Source organism: Stieleria varia, assembly GCF_038443385.1.
Lineage (GTDB): Bacteria > Planctomycetota > Planctomycetia > Pirellulales > Pirellulaceae > Stieleria > Stieleria varia.
In genome coordinates this window covers 1,227,631-1,246,241 of sequence record NZ_CP151726.1, presented here as the reverse complement: position 1 = coordinate 1,246,241, position 18,611 = coordinate 1,227,631, and the positions used below count along the sequence as shown (strand labels likewise).

The following is an 18,611-nucleotide window of genomic DNA, read 5'->3' as shown; positions in this document are numbered from 1 at the left end:
TGTTCCTACATGAGCCGATCCATGTCAAAACTGTCCCTGTTGTCGTTGGCCGCGATATTCTTCGTCGCCTTGAATTCCACGGCTTGGAGTGCTCAGACGGGGCCGCCCAACGTGTTGATCATCATGGCGGACGACTGCACCTACAACGATTTACCGTTGTACGGTGGCCGCAATGCCAAGACGCCGAATCTTGATCAACTGGCACAGTCGGGACTGACCTTCAACCGAGCTTTCCTCGCCGCCGCGATGTGTCAGCCGTGCCGCGCGGAGCTCTACAGCGGACGCTACCCGATGAGCAACGGCTGCACGTGGAATCATTCGGCGAGTTTGAATGATCTGGAAACGATGCCGCAATTGCTGGGCAAGCTTGGTTACCGAGTGGGGATCGCGGGCAAAGTCCACGTCGGGCCGCCGAAAACCTTTCCGTTTGAATCCGTGGACGGCTTTGACGGAAATTGTGTTCGGGATCCCACCAAAGCACACGAGATTGCTGCGGCTGCGAATTTCATGACACGCAGTGACGATCCGTTCTGTCTCGTCGTTGCCCTCGTGGAGCCACACGTTCCATGGGTGATGGGTGATGCCTCCGCCTATCCGCCCAACAAAATCGACCTGCCACAGAATATCGCCGACACAGCGGAAACACGACGCGCGTTCGGTCGTTATCTCGCAGAGATCACCTACATGGACGGTCAAGTCGGTGAGCTGCTCCAAACGCTGGAGCTTTCGGGTAAGTCAGAAGATACGCTCGTACTGTTCACTTCCGAACAAGGGTCCCAGTTTCCCGGCAACAAGTGGACCAACTACAACACCGGTGTCCACACCGCGCTGATCGCACGCTGGCCAGGCGTGATTGAACCAGGAAACCGAACCGACGCTTTGGTCCAGTATGCCGATGTGCTGCCGACGTTGCTGGACGTGGCCGGCTCGAAACCGACGGAACATGGACTGGATGGATCGAGTTTCCTCAATGTGCTGAAGGGGCAAACGAACGAGCATCGCAAGTTCGTTTATGGCGTCCACAACAATGTTCCCGAAGGACCCCCGTATCCGATCCGCAGCATCACGGACGGCCAGTATCACTACATCCGCAACCTGACGCCGGAGAACCTGTACATCGAAAAACACTTGATGGGGATCAATGGCAACGGCAAGTTGAACAACCTGTACTGGCAAACTTGGGTGTTCGAATCATGGAACAACGAAGAAGCCTATCGATTGATTCAACGCTATCAGCATCGCCCCGCCGAAGAACTTTACGACTTGCAATCAGATCCACACGAGATGAACAATCTGATCGGCAGTGAATCCCTTGCGGTCAAGAAAGGCGAATTGAGCGCGGAGCTGGATCGATGGTTGATCGAGCAAGGCGATCCAGGCATCGACCAGGACACCCACGAGACCCACAAAGCCGCCAAGTCGGGCCAGCACCGTTATCGAACAAAGGCGGCACAAAAACCGACCGCAGGCCGGTGAGCCCTATGATGCGATTGGCCCCAACGAAGTCGCCAACGCACAAACGCGACGGAATCACAGCATTTCACGCAAAGAGGCGTTCAGTCCCAAACAACTCAACGTATCTAAACGGACGACGCTACCAAACGCCGTGAGCCGTGAGCCGTGAGCCATGTGCCGTGAGCCGTAAGGCACCGGGCAATGCGGTAGGCCCGGTTGCCAACGCGTTGCGGCTCACTGAATCGATAGCCTGCAAGCCCGACCAAAGGATGCCAGTGAGCAGGAGTTGCTGCCGACTTACGTGCGATACTCATCTGCGTGCATGCCGTGACGCTTGAGCAGTTTGTTCATCCCTTGGCGTGACAGTCCCGCTTGCCGGGCCGCACTGGCGATCACTCCACCATGCTTCTTCAGCAACACCCCCAAGTATTCTCGATCCGCATGATCGAGTGCCTCGTCACGTGAGATTTCAGACAACTCCGTTGCGGGCATCGGGCTGACTTCATTTTCACAGAGTTGTCGCGGCAAGTCATCGACATCGATCTCGGTTCCGCGAGCCAGCGTGACGGCCCGCTCGATGACATTGCGAAGTTCGCGAATGTTGCCCGGCCAGCGATAGGTTCGGAAACAATCCAGCGCGTGGGACGAGAATCTTGTCACTTGGCTATGCTCGGCGCGCAATTGCCCCAAGAAGTATTCGGCCAGCAGAACCACATCATCACCCCGCTCTCGCAGCGGAGCCAATTCGATGGGAATGACTGCCAACCGATAGAACAAATCCTGTCGAAATCGACCGGCGTCCACTTCCTTCTGCAAGTCGCGATTGGTTGCGCAAATGAAACGTGTGTCGACGCGGACCGGTTTGCTCTCGCCGACCGGAGTAAACGTTTGCTCCTGGATCACACGCAATAGTTTTGCCTGGGACGTCGCAGGAAGCTCACCAATTTCATCAAAAAATGCGGTTCCACCATCGCATCGACGCAGCAATCCCTCCTGATCCTTCACCGCCCCGGTAAACGAACCTTTGATGTGTCCGAACAGCGCCGACTCAAACAATGATTCGGGAACCGCGGTGCAATCGATGACTTGGATCGGGTGATTTGCACGCGGACTGTGATCATGTATCGCTTTGGCGACGACTTCTTTTCCCGTTCCACTTTCGCCGGTGATCAGGACGTTGGTATTGCTGGCCGCAACTCGTTCGACGATCTCCAGCAACTCACGCATCGGCTCGCTTTGGCCGATAATCTCGGGGAATGTTGTGGAACTGGACGAGTTGGTGAAGTCCGTCGACGGCAACAGATTGCTTTGGTCTATTTGTTTGGAATGGATGGCTCGCTCAACCGCGGAGAGCATTTCGTCGAACTTGACCGGTTTGAGAAGGTAATCCGCGATCCCCAAACGTACGCTTTCGATTGCACTTGGGACCGACGGCACACCGGTGACGACGATCATCGGAATATGCGAATACTTCGTTCGTCCCTGCTTCAACAGTTCCAGCTTCAAATTGCCGGGCATGTTCAAGTCAGACAGGATCAGGTCGAACGAATGCCCCTCTAAAATCTCAATTGCATCGTTAGCATCTTCGACACAAATGCATTCGTAACCTTCGTCACGCAACAGTTCAGCGGTCGTGTCACGATATAGCGGTTCGTCGTCCGCAATCAGGATGCGTTTGGGTGGTTCGTTCATTCAGTCAAATTAGAAAAAAGTTGCGACACGCGTCCATCCTGTCCGTCTCGACAGGCTGCAAGTCTGTCGTAGCACTGCTCACTTCAAACAACGTGGCAAAGTCAATTTGAATCGTGTTCCTTTGTTGACCTTGCTCTGCACCTCAATCGTCCCTTTCATCGCTTCGACCAAGCTACGGGTCACTGACAATCCCAGCCCCATGCCTTCGCCGACTTTCTCGGTCTTGGTGCTGAAGAACGGATCAAAGATCTGCTGGAGGTGCTCCGGCGCGATTCCGTAACCTTGGTCAACGACTTCTATGTTCACGAAACGCTTCATCGTCCTGATGTTCACTTCAACGCTCTGACCAGCGGCCGAAGCCTGAATCGCGTTGTGCACCAAATTGAGCAGGACTTGTTTCAGCTCTCCCTCACGTAGCGTCACTTGGTCCGATTCCAGCTCGTTCGCCGATTCTAGCGATACGAAATCTACCGCGACATCGACTTTCTGTTTTCGAGCCAGTGGTTGGGACAACGAGATCACCTCGTCCATCGTTTGGCGCAGCGAAAACTGCGTGGATTGTTGTTGGCTGGGTCGATAGAGCTGATACATCTGGTGCGTGATGCCACTGATGCGATCAATCTCGCGGTCAATCAAGTCGAACTTGTCGAAATGCTTGATGTCTGTCGAGAGATTTCGTTTGATCAGCAATAATGAATTTCTAATCCCGGCCAGTGGATTGTTGATCTCATGAGCCACGCCGGCCGCCAACTCGCCGAGCGCCGCCAACTGCTGCATCTTGGCGCGGTGTTTCTCCAACTCCGCGACGCGAGCAGTGCGTTCCTGGACCAATTGTTCCAAGTGTTCGTTCTGCAGACGAAGCAACTCACGCAGCCGACGTTTTTCAATGATATCGCGAACGCTCGCGCGAAACCCCAGAGGCGTCCCGTCGACATCGTTCATCGGTTGCCAGGAAACCGCCATCCAAGGCATCGTGCCATCGCGATGCAACACGCGGAACTCCACATTGTTTTCCGTCGTACCGGCCGCGGCCCCCCGCAACTTAATTTCCATCCAGTCGCGATCCTCCGGTGCGATCAACGGCAACGGGTAGTCGGGCATCTCCAAGCACTCACGGGGCGAGTAACCGGTGAAGCGCTCCACCGCTTGGTTGACCCACAACACTTCGCCACCATTGGAATGCCAACTTTCCCAGTCAACGGTCCCTTCAGCGATTGCGCGGAAAAATCTCGGGGCGATCGGATCACCCCGAGCAGGCAAACTCTGTGATCGAGTGTGTTCAGAAGTGTTCATGGGGCTATTCTACTTGGCACCCTCAAAGCGGTCGATGCGCCGAGCGGTTGTGCGGAGGGCATCCTGCCCGCGATCCATTTGGCATCGTCAGATTTCCGGCGATCAAATTGACGTTCGCCCGCCGCGTCAACTGACGTTGACGTTTCGGTAACTCAATGCGACGTTTTAAGCCAGGATGACGCAAAAAAAGCATCAAAACAACGCGTTTTCAGCAATGGCCTGCCAATTGCATCTCTTCTGCCATCGATCAGACAAGTTCGCGTCCAAGCCATGTCGCCAAGCTTGTTTGTATTGCAAAGCGGCAAACACGCTCGCGATTAACGGATGAATTCCTTCAGTTTGCCGTCCTGATTCCCCATCCTTTGACGGAGGACAAACCGATGGTACCCGCACTGATCGCGAAACCACTGCCCGCGAAACCACTGCCCGCCACCACCAAACCTGTTGCTCCCAACTCGCCGCCAAGTTACCGCCCGGACGAGATACCCCAAGAGAAACAAACGCGACGCAGCAAGCGAGTTGAAGCGGGGAAACCCGTCAGCCGCGTGACTTCGTCGGTGATTCATGACGAGTACTCGGCAAGTGACGAGGATCGGTATTTCAGCAAGCTCATTTTTCTGCTTGTTATGGCATTCGTTCTGCCCGCAATGTTGGTGTTGGCCTACCTCATCATCTTTCCTGATGCACTTACTCAACCCATCACACCGCAATACGATTTTTCGAATTGGCAACTCGGCCAACGCCCCGAGCTCCTAGGTCGTTAAGCTCAACATCAAACTTCCACGCTCACGTGCTTCCTCTCAGGCTTTACCGCGACACGGATTGGTCGATGCTTGTTTGCGTAGTCAAAGGCAGCCTGTGCTTCCGTGAGCGAGAACGTGTTTGTGACTAAATCAGCAAACGGAAACCGATCGACTGTTCGATCCAGAAACTGCAAAGCACTGTCCAGGTCGATGGGAAGGTAGTTGTGCAGACCGCGAATGGTCAGTATTCGACGAACGATGAATTCGGGTGAGATTGGGATATCAGCAGAGGGAAACACGCTGCCCGCCAAGAGAACGCAGCCGCCTATTCGTACCGCAGCGATGCAGGTTTCCACGGCCGACTTCACGCCTGCGAAATCCATCGTGATGTCCGCTCCACGCCCATTCGTTATCGATTTCAGTACCGACTCGATCTCCGATTGATCGCCTGAATGAATGCAATGCGTGGCACCAAACGCTCGTGCCTGGTCCGCGCGGGCACCGCTGGGATCTGCAATCACAATCTGGCTTGCCCCCGCTTCGCAAACCTGAGCAATCGCGTTCAACCCCAGCATGCCTGCGCCGACAATCAATAGGGTGGCGTCGCGTATCGCATGTGTCTCCTTGATCATTCGTATTGCTGCGCAAACGGTCGCCGTTGCACAGTTTGCGGGAGCAGCGACTTCATCGGTCAGAGAATCGGGAACCGGGATCAGCGGAGTACCCGGGATCAGCACGCAGTAGTTGCTGAGTCCGCCCGTTGGTCCGCTGCATCGTTGATGGTTCCCACCGCTTTCGTGTCCGTATTTAAACAGTGACTCGCACTTTTGGCTCAAATTGTTTCGACAAAAGAAACATTCATTGCAACCCACGGCCATGGCCCAGGTGACGCGTTGTCCAACTCGGATGGGTTTGCCGTGGAAGTCATTGATCGCTTCGCTGCCGCTCCACTGCACAATTTCGCCTATGATCTCGTGCCCCAGAACACAATCCGCTGGCGCACCGCGGCGACCGTTGTAGGTGTGCAAATCGCTGCCGCATATCGTACAGCAAGTGACCCGGATCAGGATTTCGCCCGGTCTCAGGCTAGGTTCCGGGATCTCACGTCGATGAAACGTGCGGCTCTCAGAATCAAATTCAACGGTGAATGGCGTCATAGAGATTTCTGTTCAAGCGAACTCGCCTCACATTGATGAAAAATTAACATCTGGTGGCACCGGCATTGGGCCTAGCTCAGGGCGAGATGGCTAGACTAGTGTACGAACGCGACAGCAGTAGCCCCGACAGCAATAGCCCCGACAGCAATAGCGCTGTCCGCACGCAGTCCGCATGTAGCCCACATCGCTCATCATATCCTATGCAACTCAACGACAACTGGGTACGCGAGCGACTTTCCCATGCACGGCCAGCGGCGTTCTCGGTCTACTGCATCATTGCCGCGTTCGGCACCTATTTTTGCATGTACGCGTTTCGCAAGCCATTTACCGCTGCGACGTACGAGGATACCGTTTGGCTGGGCATTGCCTTCAAGACAGTGCTCGTCACCTCTCAAGTTGCCGGCTACATGCTGTCGAAATTTCTTGGCATCAAGTTTGTTTCCGAATTGCCGCCAAGATATCGCGCGGTAGCGATTCTGATCTTGATCGGGATTGCCGAACTGGCACTGCTGTTGTTTGCCCTCACCCCAGCGCCGTGGAACTTTATTTGGCTGTTCGTGAACGGTTTGCCGTTGGGAGTCATCTTTGGCTTAGTGATCGGCTATCTGGAGGGCCGTCAGCTCACGGAGTCGCTGTCTGCGGGATTGTGCGCAAGTTTTATCATGGCGTCCGGATTCGTGAAGTCTGTCGGTCGCAGTCTGATCCAGGATCATGGCGTCGACACCTACTGGATGCCGTTCCTGACGGGTTTGATCTTTGTGGTCCCATTGCTGTTCTTTGTCTGGATGCTAAGTCAGATTCCTCCACCGTCTGCAGAAGATGAGGACCTGCGGTCAAAACGAGCCCCGATGAGGAAAGCGGATCGTGCGGCATTTTTTCAGCGACATGCATTCGGGCTCGTTGGGCTGTTGTTGATTTACGTGTTGTTGACGATTGTTCGCAGCATTCGCGACGACTTTGCTGTGGAAATCTGGCAGGGCCTGGGCGTGAATGATCAACCAGACGTTTTTGCTCGATCAGAGTTCTGGGTCATGCTGGGCGTTGTGGTGATCAATGGGCTGACGATCCTGATTCGCAACAATCGAGTAGCCTTCTTGTCGTCCGTGGGGCTGCTGTGTGTCGGGTTTGCGATCGTGCTGGGTTCCATTTATGGCCAGCGTGCCGGATGGCTATCGCCGATGTCGTTCATGGTTCTGTTGGGATTTGGAATGTACATTCCGTACGTTGCATTTCACACAACCGTGTTCGAGCGAATGCTGGCGGCATTTCGTGAAATCGGCACCATTGGCTACCTGCTGTATCTGGCTGACGCGCTCGGTTATCTTGCGTACGTGGGAGTGATGCTGTTCAAGAATTCGGCCTCTGACAACGTCAACTTTCTGGAGTTGATGATTTGGGCGTCGGTCGGGATTTCAGTGTTCTCGACCGTCGTGGCCGGAGTCTTGGTGGTCCATTTCCATCGCCGACTTAAGGAGTCTTGTGTTGAAAGCTGACGACGAACAAACGGATTTACTTGTGATTGGCGGCGGAGTCCTGGGAGCGTTTCACGCCTATCACGGTCTCCAACAAGGCCGGAGCGTCACACTGCTGGAGCGGAATGCCGCTCCGAAGTCGGCAACCGTGCGGAATTTTGGGCAGGTCGTGCCTTCTGGAATGGATCCGCACTGGCAGCAGTTTGGCATTGAAAGCTTGAGGATCTACAAGGCCATTCAGTCGCAGTTTGATATTTCTGTGCGGCAGTTGGGAAGCATCTACATTGCATCCAACGACGAAGAACTCGCTTTGATTGAAGAGCTGGCGGCGATCAATCTAGAAAATGGCTATGCTTCTGAGCTTTGGACCGTTCAACAGTGTCGAGACCGCTATCCGCAGCTTCGCGCTGACTACTGCGTCGGCGGACTTTTTTTTCCGGACGAAGTGTCCGTCAATCCAAGGATGATGATTCACCGGTTGCACCAGTATTTGCTGCAGACGCCGCAGTTTCGCAGTTGCTTTCAAACGGCGGTTTGTGATCTCAGTACAAATCAGGACGGCCGTGTCACAGCGACATGTACCGATGGGCGAACGTTTGTTGCAAAGAAAGTTGTTGTTTGTAGCGGCAGTGAGTTCCAGACGTTATATCCTCAACTGTTCGCCGCCAGCGACCTGGTTGCGGTCAAGCTGCAAATGCTGAAACTGAGGTCGCAACCAGATGCTACTTTGCCGGGAAATGTTTTGACCGGTCTTTCGATCCGCCGGTACGAATGCTTTGCGCAATGTCCGTCTTGGAATGAGATCAAATCGCGCGAACCCGAAGATGATTTTTCAAAACGCTGGGGCGTGCATATTCTGTTCAAACAGGAAGCCGAGGGCGGAATCATCCTGGGAGATTCTCACGAGTATTCGCCAGCTAGCCAGATCGATGAACTTGACTTTGAAATCCGCCAGGAGATCAATCAGTATTTCATCACCGAAGGAAAGAAGATTTTTGATTTGCCGTCGTGGGACATTGAAGCTTCCTGGGCGGGTGTCTACTGTCAGACCAAACACCCATCGGGGATTTTCACTCGCACCATCGATGACAACATTCACATCGTCACAGGCATCGGTGGCAAGGGCATGACCAGCAGCGCCGGATTTGCTAAGCACCATCTTCAGGAGCTCTACCATGATTAAACTCATCGTGTTCGACATGGCTGGCACCACGGTGGATGAAGACAATGTCGTTTACAAAACCGTTCGAGCTGCCATCAACGCGACCGGCTATGATTTCACCCAAGAACAGGTTCAGACGGCGGGTGCGGGAAAGGAAAAATCGCAAGCCATACGCGATGTCCTGGCATTGGATGGTCAGCAACACGGCGACGATGAAGTGGCAGCGATTTTTGAGGACTTCAAAGTCAGATTGAAGCAAGCCTACGCTGATCTGAACGTTCGTGAGCAGCCGGGAACCTCAGAAGTCTTTGCCGATCTGCGTCGACGCGGCATCAAGGTCGTGCTGAACACGGGTTATGACCGCTTGACTGCGGAAGGGCTCGTTCAAAAAATTGGATGGGTTGTCGGCACAGACATTGATGGATTGGTCACCGCCAGTGATGTTGTCAACGGTAGGCCCGGTCCAGAAATGATTCACAAGGCCATGGCATTGACGGGGGTTGAGTCTTGCGAGTTCGTTGCGAAAATCGGTGATTCACAAATCGATATCGAAGAAGGCCAGAATGCGAACTGCGGACAGACGTTCGGAATCACGACCGGTGCGCAAACGGAAGCTCAGTTGTGGGAAGCCCATCCGACGGCCGTGATACACAGCCTGAAAGAATTGCTGCCGTTCACGGAGTAACCAGCACACGAAGCCCCTGCGTTCTAGTTCCGCCTCGTTGCACCACCGTTTGAACTTCGTCCGATGAAGCTGATTGCTGCTGCGTTTTTCCTTGCCTTCGTAATTTGCGTTGGGTGTGTTTCGTCCAGCGCCGCCGAAACCACGCGTCCCAACATCCTGTTCATTCTCACCGATGACCAGGGCTGGCCCACGCTGGGCTGCTATGGTTCGCAACAGGTGCCGACGCCACATTTGGATCGGCTGGCTGATGAGGGCGTGAGGTTTACGGACGCGTATGTCATGCCGCAATGCACGCCGACCCGCGCGGCGTTGCTGACCGGGCAACACACGGCGCGCAGTGGAATGTGGCATGTCATTCCCTGGTATGGCCAGCCCTGGGCACGGATACAGGAACCCGCCTTTCGCGAGCAATTACCGCGTGAGTGGTCGACGCTGCCGAAAGTGCTGCGCGGGCACGGTTACGCGACCGGGATGGCGGGCAAATGGCATCTCACCAACGGCGTCGATGGCAATTATGTCGAGTTAAAGTCTGCTGACGCTTATGGATTTGACTTCGTCGCCCCACGTGGCCCAGGGTCGCAAAACGAAGGGGACAAATGGGTCGACCATCTCACCGACTCCGCCATCTCATTCATCCGCGAGCGTCAGGAACGGCCGTGGTTTTTCTACCTTTCGCATCACACACTTCACGGCGTCGTTTCCGCTCCAGCGGAACTGGTGAAAAAATATCGTGAAGCCGGCGCGCCGGAGACAGGTATGTTCAACGCCACTTACCTTGCCGCCATCGAGCATCTCGACAACAGCATTGGTCGACTCATGGCGGCGCTCGATGAAATGCAGCAGCGGGAGAACACGATCGTCGTGTTTCTCTCCGACAACGGCGGTCTGGGCACGGTTTTCAATGTCGGCAGCGAAACCTTGACGATCAACCGTCAGGAGTTCGACAACGCACCGCTGCGTGCAGGGAAAGGTACACCTTACGAGGGCGGTATCCGTGTGCCCTGCATGTTGCGTTGGCCGGCGAAGGTGGCGGCTGGCCAAACGGTCTCCACACCCATCCATGTCACCGATTGGATGCCGACCTTGCTCGCTGCGGCGGGTTGTGATGAGGGGGAGTCTGATTACGACGGCGTCAATCTCATCCCGCTGCTGCAGGGCGAGCGACTGCTGGAGCGACCGCTCTTTTTCCACATGCCGCTCTACGATCTCCGCTGGGCCGCCACGCCCTGCGCGGTCATCCGTGAGGGCGATTGGAAACTCATCGAGTACTTCGGCGACTCCTTTGATCGCGACTTGCATTACCTACCCGGACGCAAACTCGAACTTTTTAATCTGCGCAGTGATCTTGGCGAGACGACGAATCTCGCCAGCATGGAACGTGTACGCGCCGACGCCATGAGCGCCAAACTCCATGCGTGGCTGAAATCCATCCCCACGCCCATTCCAACTGAAAACCCGCATTTCGATCCCAAGAAGCAGTTTGACGAGACCAAGGTGAAACAACCGTGGAATCGGTAGGGTGAGCGGCAGAGAGGAAATGGGGATCGCATCATCAATCAACGGCGAAGTGGATTCAGGCACCCAGCCTTTGCGATGGGGATTCTGGCGAATCCCATTACCGGATGCGACAGGAGCGGGAGCGTTGCCGCTCCCCGGATGGCACAGTGTTCAACCGGCACAGTGTTCAACCGGCACAGTATTCAACCGGCACAGTGTTCAACCGGCACAGTGTTCAACCGGCACAGTGTCGGATCAGCTCTGCGTTTCGCTCGCGTTGCCTCGTGATGCTTTCGCGGCTGGATGGCTGGATCAGTTTGTGTTGTAACGCGGCGTCGTAGTACTGATCGGCCTGTGCATCATTTCCGGCAATCGCGTGTGCTTCAGCCACGGTGGCCAAGTGCCATAATTCGTCTTCCGCTGTAACGGGTCGCCAAGTGGGAAATGTTTCGATCAGATCTCGTGCGATCGTTCTTGCGATCTCCAGGTCTCTTTCGGCGTGCGTGGGTTGCCCGAGGTGTTTCAGGCAAGCGGCCACGTACAGTCGAGTGGCCGCTTTATTGATGGCCGGGTAGTGCCCTCGCTCCAGGTGTTCCGCATCGCTGTAGTGGCGAAAGGAAGCTTCGAAGTGTGACATGGCAGCGCTCCATCGCTCGGCGTGAAAATGCTTGTGCGCCTCATCCTTTTCGATGCGACCGAGTCGGCACAACAGTTCCTCCGTGTGGACTTCAAATTGTCTCAGCGCATCGTTGAGGCATTTTTTGGCATCGTCCACGCGTCCCAGTTGCAGCAAGGCAAACGCGAGGTGTTCCCAAAGTTCCTCCGCGTGAGGAAACTCGGCAATCAGTTCACGCAACAGTCGTTCGGCATCGGCGTGTCGTTGGGGATCATTGGTGGCGATCCAAGCCTTAGCGACCTCGCATCCCGCTCTCCAGCCGATCAGCGGTTGCGGCATTTGCCAGTCGTCGCTTTGCGAGCGGTCCCTGATGATTTCAAAACGGGAGGCGTCCCACTGCGTCAGCAAGCGTGTCCATCGACTTCGTGATGCGGCGACGCTGGCACCGATGTAGACGGCCGTCTTCATTCGTGGACTCTGCTGATAGCGGACCGTTGAAACGCCGTAAATCAATTGCAACATCAGGTACTCTTGATACCACTCACCCCGGCGATCATCTCGGTCCAATGAATGGGCTGCTTCTTGACGGATGGCCAGCAACAGGTGCTGCAGGCGAGACTCCGGAGTGTCAGCGGGGAGAGAGAGCAATTGGTGCCACGATACATTTCGTGTTTCTGCCGTCTTTTCGGCCAGTTTCTGTTCAAATGCGTAGACAGCGGCGATGAAACCCTGCATGTCGTGTTTTTCGTACATCGTGATCAAGCATCGGGATTTCAGTTCGCATTCCAATTTGACAAAGTCCCAGCCGATCAATAAGTCCGACCGCGAGAGTTCGTAATCGAACACCGTTGGGTTGTCGACATCGTCTCGATAACACCCGACCAAGACATTGCGACCATGCAGATCACCGTGCGCACAGCCACGAATCAACGATGGCAGCCAACCCGCCAACTGGTCCAGATTCATCGCGGACGGTGCCGACTCGGTGAACTCGTCGTTTGCGATCGCGAGCATTGTGCGGATCAAATCCTGCAAGTCGTCGATGGGGTTTCGGGGAGCAAGCGAATCACCGTGACGCTGCAGATCCGAATGCAACTGATAGAGACAGCGGCTGGTGTCACGGACGACGCGCAGGTTTTCGACTTGGGTTTGCCACAGTCGAAACGACCATCCCAATTTGGATTGTTGCAGGGCAGTCGGATCATTTGGCTTGGCAATCGGATCATTGAATGGAGCGTGACATAAATGACCGAGCAACATTTCCGGTGAAAGTGTTTCCAGCGAGACTTCCCGGGAACGGCGATAGACATGGTCTTCCATGCGGGACAAGACGCGGCGGATGCAGGTGGCGACGTCTTGGTATTTGGGCAGGCCGTGCAGGCAAGCGTTCAAGGTGACGGATTCGAGCGTCGAGACCTTTCCATCGCCAATGGTTCGTGTCGCATTGGCGTACATGACGGCGCCCCATTGGGCACCGCTGGTATCCTCGACCACAGCGGGGAGATCGTACAGCGGCAGCAGGGTCGAATCATGATGCAGTCCGTGCGGACAAATCGCTTTCCAGCCACGAACTTCGTCATCCAGGTTCTTTTGAATCCCGATCTTGATCACGTGAGCCTGATGTGAGTTCTCGGGCAACTCGTGCAAAGGCGTTTGCTTCAAGGCCGCCGGTATGTCCTGAAAGACTTCCACGGTCAGCACATGCTGCAGCTTGCTCTGATCAAAGCCTCCCAGTCGATCCAAGACAAAAACGGTCGCATCGGGAAAGGCCGATCGGAGCAACGAATTGCAGATGCCGTAGAGTTCCGTTTCGGTCGCTGCGAGCCCCTGCTTGCTGATCGCCGTCCGAAAAGCCCGCATGGCCTGAATGGTCCAGAAAACACGATCCGTTGCGTGCTGAGGGGAGGATGCCGGTGATGCAGATGACATGTCGCGGTGTTTTTCGCGGTTGGGAAATGTTTGTGATTGGTTCGCTCGTCGTTAGACTGGTCAATCGTAACACTTCCGAGCCTCCTCCGAATGCTAATTGATTATGCCTCGACCGTCCCGACTGAGCCTGGACATGATGGAAACGCTGCAGACGCTGATCGAATGCGACGGGAACGCGGCCGAGGCGGCCGATCGATTGGGGATCAATCAGCCCAGCATGTCCAAGCGGCTGGCTCTGTTGCAACTGAAACACCCCCAGGTCCGTTTTGCGTGGATCCATCGTCAGGGCAAGACCTGGGAGTTGACCTCCGAAGGTGAGCGGATGTGGCCGGCCGTGAAAGAGATCGTCCGACTTTCGCGATTGGTACACAGCGATGTCAGCAGCCGAGTCACCGATTCAGAACCGGTTGCGGTGGCCTGCGGACAGTTGGCCGCGCAGACGTTTGTCATCGCGGCGATGGACGATTTTCGTGCGAATCACCCGGAGACCGAAATTCGACTTTCCACTCCCCGAGGCCAGCGACGTATCGAAGGCGTTGAAACGGGCATCTACGACTTGGCGATCGTGTCTCATCGGGAAGCCGACATCGAAGAACGATACGGTCGTCACATCGGCATCGACCATCTCTTTGACGATCCGTGGATGCTCGTCTGCGGCAAGGACGCGCCAGCGGCCATTCGAAAACAGTTTGACGACCTGGATCGCGCATCGGTTTCGCTAGAATCGCTGAACATGTTGCCGCTGGTCATTCCCGAAGAAGACTCTGGGGTCCGGCGACAACTGGAGCACAACATGGTCCGTAGCGGAGTCACCCCCGCGCTGAGACCTGTCGTGCAGGCCGGCGGTTGGCCGACCATCATGCAGTTCGTCCGCGACGGCTGGGGAATCGGCTTGGTCACCAAGTCGGCCGTCGACGCGACCGATGGGCTCAAGAAACCCAAGCCGCTGGACACCTCGTCACTGGAAACCCCTCGCATGAAATTGATCTATGGCATCCTCCCCGAGGAAAACACCCCGCGATTGAGTGCCGAGGGCGAGTCACTGCGGCAATCCCTGTTGGCCATCTGCAAGAAACGCTGAAGCGAGGATATCGCAATTTGAATGAATCAGGCAATTCATTGCTTTTATTACAGCAATTGGGTACATTGACACCCGGTGCACAGGTCACAACAGGAAAAGGTAGAGGCAAGCATGACAGAGGGATTTGATTGGATCTTGGTGATCTTGGTCATTGCGTTGGTGGTCTTTGCCGTGGCCCAGCAGCACATCCTGCGACTTCGGCCGTGGTGGCGGTGGTACCGACGTCATGTGGGACTGACCACGCTTTTGTTGGCCATCGCCATTCTGTTTTTAGGATTCATCAGTGCTACAGATCATTCGGCGGTAATGACTGCGGTTCATACTTTCAAGCTGAATCTGCAGGATGTGCCAAAGAACAGTTGCGGGACCTTGGGTTTGGGTTGCGCGGTCATTCTGTGGACCGTCCTGCTGATCGAATTGAACTTTGTGTTGCTCAGCGACGCAATTCAAGCGGGCCAGTTACGCTGGGTTCGGAACCACGTGATCATCTGCGGATTGGGCGACGTGGGGATGCAGTTGGTTCGGCAGTTGCATCATAAGAAGAAGATCGTGGTGATTGAGAAAGATCCTCACAACACCTACCTCGATGACGCGAGGGAACTCGGCGCATTGGTGCTGGTTCGGGATGCGACAGACGATGAAACCATGACGATGGCGCATCCCGATCGGGCGGTCGAGTTGTTCGGCATGACAGGATCGGACAACACCAATGCTGCGGTCGTTGCCCTGGCGACATCAATCGCATGCAAGTTGGATCCTGCACCCAAGACGGATCCTAATGCGGATCCCAATACCCCGAGACCACGCCACCGTGTCCTGCGGTGCTTTGCGCACATGGACAATCCTGAATTGGTGGAGGCGACCAGCAAGCTGAGTTACAGCAGCCAGAACAGTCGTGTCGAAGTGGAATTCTTTGTCCCACAAGAATTAGCGGCGACCGAGATGCTGATTGGTCCGTTGGCCGATCGTTTGCCGCGGGACCTTGGCAATCGCACGTTGCATTTTGTGTTGTTCGGGTTCGGTCAACAGGGGCAATCTCTTGCGCTTCAGATCGGTGAACTGGTCCACTTGGAGAACCGAAAACGTTCACGGGTCACGATCGTGCATGATGATCCGAAGCAAAGGGAATCCTTTCTGTCACGTTATCCCGCATTCGCCCCCGATTTGAGTCAACGCCAGCCGGCGGGACCGAAGGGCTGGGACCTACCTGCACTCGCCGATCAGTGGGATGGCCCCTACGATGCCCCCATCCATCGGCGCTCACCGACGTCGCGACCCGGGGTCAGCTTTGTTTGCAACGCGGCGTTTGTGGAGGCGGGCAGCGAGCTGGTTTGTGACGACACGATTGCCGGAGTGGAGTATCTGCTGGACCGTGAGGATTGCTTGCCCATTCTGGTCGTTTGCACCGATGATGAAAGCCACAACGCGAACCTGACGCAACGGCTGCGGGATACCATTGAGATGCTCGAAAAAGGGCCTGTGGCGAGTCCTTGGGGGGATGACAAGATCCCGATCTTTGTGTCGGTCACGCAACACATCGCATTGCACCACGCGATCATTGAATCCAACAAACAAGCCAGCGACGGTCCTTATCGATGTGAATTGATCCCGTGGGCGAAGACCGATCAAGTATTGTGCTACAACGCCATCGCCGCTTCGCGACAGCGCGAATTAGCGATCGATATCAACGGCAGCTACAGTCAAAAATACGGTGACGAAGCACGATCGCTGTGGTCGGAGCTGACCTACTGGGAGCGGCATACCAATCTGGCCGCCGCCGGGCACGCGCCCTTCAAAGGCCGCGTGCTGGGGCACCGATATGACCTTTCTCATTCTGCCGACGCCGGTGCAACTGAAAAAACAAAATCGGGTACGTGGACCGAACTGCGGCGAACACGCAAACAGCTTGAGCAAGTAGCAGAGGTCGAACACAATCGGTGGATCGCAGAACGTTTGTTGACCGGCTGGCGATACGCGCCGTTGCCACCCTTGCCGCCCGGTTTGGTGGAAGGTTCCAAGGAAGAAGATGCAGCGAAGTCAGCGAGAAAGAAAGCAACAACGCAGCGAAAGGAGCGTCACACGATCGTTCACTGGAAGGACTTGCCGAAGATGGAAGAGGACAAGGATTTTGATCAGCAGACTGCGATCGAAAAATTCTTCCACGTCCAAATCGTGAGAATCGACCCGCAAGAGTAGCCAGGATCAGTCCTTGTCGCTTTCCAATTCCTTGAGCTTGCTCTTCAAGTCCTCGAGCTCTTGACGCAAACGTTCGACCTCGGCTTGTTTCTCCAGGTCGTCCTTGCTGGCGGTCTCGGGCAGGCCGTCCTGCGACGCAGGAGCCGCGGGCTCGATCGCTTCGGGGACGGGAATCGGCAGGGTTTCAAAGGCGTCGACGATTTCAGGCGCCCTCATCGTGTCATCCGCGGGCAAGGCGAGCGGATCTGATTCGCTGGGCGACTCGGCGGGTGACGCAGCCGCATCGGGTGCGGCAGGCTTGGGTGTGTTGCCGTTCTTGCCGAACATGCCACCCAGTACCGAGCCGACTCCGCTCAGCAAGCCGCCTTTGCTCGATGACGGTTGGGCCGATTCATGATCGTCTGCGTGGGCGGTTTCAGATGTTTCTCCGGCAGCCGCTGCTCCCTGTGTTTCATCTGATGGGGCATCAAGTGTTTTTTGCTGCAGTTGAGCAAGGGAAACCAATTGAACGGTGGAACTGAGCAATTGACCCGAACGCACGAATTGCAGTTCAACGGAGTCACCCGGCTGCTGAGTTGTCAGAATCTCTGCGAGAGCTGCCGTGTCTTGAATCATCTGTCCATCGATCGCGATGATGCGATCGTCGACTTGCATGCCGGCTTGCTGAGCCGGCGAACCGGGCTGCACATCGGTCACGGCCACACCACGGACGCCAGGAATGTTGCGCACGTCGGCACCGATGCGAGGCGACAGCGGATCGCTTTGCGTGCCTGAGTCTGGCGATGCGACAGGCGGTTTGGCCAGGGTCGCCAATGCTGGAGACGCGACGAGAGGAACATCGAGGTCGGCCACTTCACCATCGCGTCCGATTCGCAAGCGAACCGTATCGCCGGGCTGATACTTGCCCAGCACCTCAACGACGCTCGCCAGCGATGGCGTCGCAACCTGATCGATCGCGAAGATGTAGTCACCTTTCTGAAGTCCGGCTTCGTCGGCTCGTGAGTATTCTTTGATTTCAACGACTTGGATGCCCGGGTAGCCAGGGTTAGCCTCAACGGCTTGGATGCCGATGGTCGGACGAAGTGTCTCGTCTGTTGATGATCCGTCTGTGTCGTCAAACGGTTGCAAAATGGAGCCGCCCAGATTGGACATTTCCAGAGGCTTGGTTGGCACCAACGTGTTTGGTGCGGATGGGTTTGGCGCTGGTGACGATGCACTGGCTTGAGCCACTGGGGATGCAGGCGAACCGGGAGTCGGATTGATCTGGCTGGCTCGCGGCAACGCAGTGCTGAGTGACCGACTGCTGCGTGTGGATGGCGTCGCAGTGTTGGCAGCGGTGCTGGGTGCGGTGCGGGTTAGCGGTGGTGTGCCCGTCGCTGGCGTCGTGGTGCGTGGTGCAGCAGGAGTGGTACGAAGCGGAACGCGGGGTGGCAGAGGAGTGGCTCGGGGAGGCAGGATCTGTGGAGCAAGCCGATCTCTCAAGCGGCGAAAGAGTCCTTGGCCATGCCCCGATTCGGGCAGCAGCAATGGCATCAATAAGGAGACCGTAATGATGGCTATCCAGCGTCGAGTTTTCATCAGTCCACACCAAGTCTTCGTTCGATGTCTTCGTTCGATTCTGCCCTCAGGACGC

Annotated in this window: 13 protein-coding genes; 8 read left to right on the top strand and 5 right to left on the bottom strand. The window is 55.8% G+C overall.

Annotated elements, in window-relative coordinates:
• Window positions 1–21 precede the first annotated feature (21 nt).
• The gene (locus Pla52nx_RS04330; RefSeq protein ID WP_146520057.1) at window positions 22–1,476 is read left to right on the top strand and encodes a sulfatase family protein; all 1,455 of its coding nucleotides are present in this window, start codon (window positions 22–24) and stop codon (window positions 1,474–1,476) included.
• A 276-nt stretch (window positions 1,477–1,752) separates the two neighbouring features.
• On the opposite strand, the gene Pla52nx_RS04325 is transcribed toward Pla52nx_RS04330, so the two are convergent.
• Both Pla52nx_RS04325 and Pla52nx_RS04320 read right to left on the bottom strand, forming a co-directional pair.
• Window positions 1,753–3,147, bottom strand: a complete 1,395-nt coding sequence (locus Pla52nx_RS04325) for a sigma-54-dependent transcriptional regulator (RefSeq protein ID WP_146520058.1) — start codon at window positions 3,145–3,147, stop codon at window positions 1,753–1,755.
• Between the two features lie 78 nt (window positions 3,148–3,225).
• Window positions 3,226–4,440, bottom strand: a complete 1,215-nt coding sequence (locus Pla52nx_RS04320) for a two-component system sensor histidine kinase NtrB (RefSeq protein WP_146520059.1) — start codon at window positions 4,438–4,440, stop codon at window positions 3,226–3,228.
• Between the two features lie 380 nt (window positions 4,441–4,820).
• Between Pla52nx_RS04320 and Pla52nx_RS04315 the strand changes: the two genes are divergently transcribed.
• Window positions 4,821–5,204 carry a hypothetical protein gene (locus Pla52nx_RS04315; RefSeq protein ID WP_146520060.1) on the top strand — a complete coding sequence of 128 codons (384 nt, stop codon included), beginning with the start codon at window positions 4,821–4,823 and terminating at the stop codon, window positions 5,202–5,204.
• Window positions 5,205–5,212: 8 nt separating this feature from the next.
• On the opposite strand, the gene Pla52nx_RS04310 is transcribed toward Pla52nx_RS04315, so the two are convergent.
• Entirely contained in the window at window positions 5,213–6,340 is a 1,128-nt protein-coding gene (locus Pla52nx_RS04310; RefSeq protein WP_146520061.1) for a zinc-binding dehydrogenase, read from the bottom strand.
• Window positions 6,341–6,540: 200 nt separating this feature from the next.
• Here Pla52nx_RS04310 and Pla52nx_RS04305 point away from each other — a divergent pair, with 200 nt between their 5' ends.
• The 4 genes from Pla52nx_RS04305 (at window position 6,541) to Pla52nx_RS04290 (ending at window position 11,177) form a co-directional block, all read left to right on the top strand.
• Window positions 6,541–7,833 carry a DUF5690 family protein gene (locus Pla52nx_RS04305; protein ID WP_146520062.1) on the top strand — a complete coding sequence of 431 codons (1,293 nt, stop codon included), beginning with the start codon at window positions 6,541–6,543 and terminating at the stop codon, window positions 7,831–7,833.
• Window positions 7,823–8,995: a TIGR03364 family FAD-dependent oxidoreductase gene (locus Pla52nx_RS04300; protein ID WP_231741975.1), complete on the top strand. Its 1,173-nt coding sequence runs from the start codon at window positions 7,823–7,825 to the stop codon at window positions 8,993–8,995. Before Pla52nx_RS04305 ends, Pla52nx_RS04300 begins: the two co-directional genes overlap by 11 nt.
• A complete protein-coding gene (locus tag Pla52nx_RS04295) occupies window positions 8,988–9,659 on the top strand; it encodes a phosphonatase-like hydrolase (RefSeq protein WP_146520064.1) in 672 nt (223 codons plus the stop codon). Before Pla52nx_RS04300 ends, Pla52nx_RS04295 begins: the two co-directional genes overlap by 8 nt.
• Before the next feature lie 63 nt (window positions 9,660–9,722).
• A complete protein-coding gene (locus tag Pla52nx_RS04290; protein WP_146520065.1) occupies window positions 9,723–11,177 on the top strand; it encodes a sulfatase in 1,455 nt (484 codons plus the stop codon).
• A gap of 214 nt (window positions 11,178–11,391) precedes the next feature.
• Here the strand turns inward: Pla52nx_RS04290 and Pla52nx_RS04285 are convergent, their stop codons facing one another.
• Window positions 11,392–13,701: a tetratricopeptide repeat-containing protein gene (locus tag Pla52nx_RS04285; protein ID WP_146520066.1), complete on the bottom strand. Its 2,310-nt coding sequence runs from the start codon at window positions 13,699–13,701 to the stop codon at window positions 11,392–11,394.
• 103 nt (window positions 13,702–13,804) lie between these two features.
• Here Pla52nx_RS04285 and Pla52nx_RS04280 point away from each other — a divergent pair, with 103 nt between their 5' ends.
• Window positions 13,805–14,782, top strand: coding sequence for a LysR family transcriptional regulator (locus tag Pla52nx_RS04280; RefSeq protein ID WP_146520067.1), 978 nt, complete (start codon window positions 13,805–13,807; stop codon window positions 14,780–14,782).
• 111 nt (window positions 14,783–14,893) lie between these two features.
• Window positions 14,894–16,978: an NAD(P)-binding protein gene (locus Pla52nx_RS04275; RefSeq protein WP_146520068.1), complete on the top strand. Its 2,085-nt coding sequence runs from the start codon at window positions 14,894–14,896 to the stop codon at window positions 16,976–16,978.
• 6 nt (window positions 16,979–16,984) lie between these two features.
• Here the strand turns inward: Pla52nx_RS04275 and Pla52nx_RS04270 are convergent, their stop codons facing one another.
• Entirely contained in the window at window positions 16,985–18,556 is a 1,572-nt protein-coding gene (locus Pla52nx_RS04270) for a PDZ domain-containing protein (RefSeq protein ID WP_146520069.1), read from the bottom strand.
• Between the last annotated feature and the right edge of the window lie 55 nt (window positions 18,557–18,611).

Bases quoted from the DNA above. Each gene is read 5' to 3' on its own strand.
- Pla52nx_RS04280 (WP_146520067.1), top strand. From the start codon at position 13,805: ATGCCTCGACCGTCCCGACTGAGCCTGGACATGATGGAAACGCTGCAG.
- Pla52nx_RS04330 (WP_146520057.1), top strand. From the start codon at position 22: ATGTCAAAACTGTCCCTGTTGTCGTTGGCCGCGATATTCTTCGTCGCC.
- Pla52nx_RS04310 (WP_146520061.1), bottom strand. From the start codon at position 6,340: ATGACGCCATTCACCGTTGAATTTGATTCTGAGAGCCGCACGTTTCAT.
- Pla52nx_RS04315 (WP_146520060.1), top strand. From the start codon at position 4,821: ATGGTACCCGCACTGATCGCGAAACCACTGCCCGCGAAACCACTGCCC.
- Pla52nx_RS04290 (WP_146520065.1), top strand. From the start codon at position 9,723: ATGAAGCTGATTGCTGCTGCGTTTTTCCTTGCCTTCGTAATTTGCGTT.
- Pla52nx_RS04325 (WP_146520058.1), bottom strand. From the start codon at position 3,147: ATGAACGAACCACCCAAACGCATCCTGATTGCGGACGACGAACCGCTA.
- Pla52nx_RS04275 (WP_146520068.1), top strand. From the start codon at position 14,894: ATGACAGAGGGATTTGATTGGATCTTGGTGATCTTGGTCATTGCGTTG.
- Pla52nx_RS04305 (WP_146520062.1), top strand. From the start codon at position 6,541: ATGCAACTCAACGACAACTGGGTACGCGAGCGACTTTCCCATGCACGG.
- Pla52nx_RS04285 (WP_146520066.1), bottom strand. From the start codon at position 13,701: ATGTCATCTGCATCACCGGCATCCTCCCCTCAGCACGCAACGGATCGT.
- Pla52nx_RS04295 (WP_146520064.1), top strand. From the start codon at position 8,988: ATGATTAAACTCATCGTGTTCGACATGGCTGGCACCACGGTGGATGAA.
- Pla52nx_RS04320 (WP_146520059.1), bottom strand. From the start codon at position 4,440: ATGAACACTTCTGAACACACTCGATCACAGAGTTTGCCTGCTCGGGGT.
- Pla52nx_RS04270 (WP_146520069.1), bottom strand. From the start codon at position 18,556: ATGAAAACTCGACGCTGGATAGCCATCATTACGGTCTCCTTATTGATG.